The sequence below is a fragment of the Pseudomonas sp. NBRC 111119 genome (assembly GCF_001320125.1).
Classification (GTDB): Bacteria; Pseudomonadota; Gammaproteobacteria; order Pseudomonadales; family Pseudomonadaceae; genus Aquipseudomonas; species Aquipseudomonas parafulva.
Genome location: NZ_BCAV01000097.1, coordinates 1 through 1,396 on the forward strand (window position 1 = coordinate 1; position 1,396 = coordinate 1,396).

General features: G+C 51.8%; 1 protein-coding gene. It reads right to left on the minus strand.

The window, feature by feature from the left end; all coding sequences use genetic code 11:
• Positions 1–8: 8 nt before the first annotated feature.
• A protein-coding gene (locus APH25_RS25400; RefSeq protein WP_371262531.1) for an IS3 family transposase occupies positions 9–1,372 on the minus strand; the annotation gives its coding sequence in 2 pieces (ribosomal slippage) (positions 9–884 and positions 887–1,372; 1,362 coding nt in all).
• Positions 1,373–1,396 lie beyond the last annotated feature (24 nt).

Sequence of the window (1,396 nt, forward strand, 5' to 3'; positions counted from 1 at the left end):
AAAAAATGCTATTGGCTCAGCGCTTGGGTCCGAAATTGTACCGGACTCATACCATTGAGTCTCAGGCTTATGCGGTGCTGGTTGTAGTAAGTAATATATTCCACCAGTCGTGTCTCTAGATCCTCAACGCTCGAAAACGACTCCAGGTGGAAAAACTCGCTCTTCAGCGTGCCAAAAAAACTCTCCATGGCCGCATTGTCCCAACAGTTGCCTTTGCGAGACATGCTTTGCTTGATATTGCTTTTGGCCAACATGTGTCGGTAGATCGGCTGCCTATATTGCCAGCCCTGATCTGAATGCATGAGTGGTTCGTCGCCCGGCCCCAAGCGCTTGATGGCCTTTTCCAGCATTGTCGAAACCATCTTGAATTCAGGGCGTTTGCTCATCTGGTACGCCAAAATCTCTCCATTGTAGAGATCCATGACTGGAGACAAAAACAGCTTCTGCCCCTTCACTTTGAACTCAGTTACATCGGTCACCCATTTTTGATTAGGCGCTTCGGCTTTAAAGTCGCGCTTGAGCAGGTTTGCAGATATCACACCCTCAGCACCCCGATAGGCGCGGTATTTCTTCTCTCGTACCTGCGATTTCAGGTCCATCAGCCCCATCAGTCTCCGCACCTTTTTCTCATTGATCCGCTCGCCTTGGTTGCCAAGCGCTGCAGTGATTCGACGATAGCCATACCGTCCTTTATGGTCGTGAAAGATGCTACTGATCCGGCTTTTGAGATCGGCATGCTTGTCGGTAGCCAGCGCTTTGACCTGGTAGTAGAAGGTGCTGCGTGCCAAGCCCGCGGCTCGAAGCAACAGGTCGAGCGGGTGTGCGTGCCTTAATCCTTGGACGGACTGCGTTTTTTCCCGGGCGCAGTCTGTTTGCGCTGTTGGATCAAGGCATCGAGCTTTTTTAGGTACGCATTTTCCGCGCGCAGGTAAGCCAGCTCTTTGAGCATTTCTTCAGGGGTGAGCTTAGCGTCGGGAGAATGATCCGTGCTGGATTCCGACGGCTTGGGGGGCTTACGGGGCATAAGGCGGCCTTGATTACGACGTGAATGAAGTGCTTCGATTCCGCCTTCATCGTACAGCTTTTTCCAACGACTGATGCTGCTCGGGCCACGTATGTCAAAGCGCACCGACGTTTGATGAGCAGACAGACCTTCACGCTCCATGTGCTCCAAGACTTCGAGTTTGAAGTGAGCATCGTAGTGGGTGTACTTGTGCATCAAGCCAGCCTCACCATGCTCTTGAAAGCTTGCTACCCATCGCCTCAGTAGAGACCGGCTCATGCCTGTCTTGAGTGCCACCTCGTGGATACTGCTGGACGATTGACATAAATCGACCATCGTTTTTTTGAATGACTGGCTGTGTCTCGTCATGGAGCACCCTAGTAATTAAGTGGG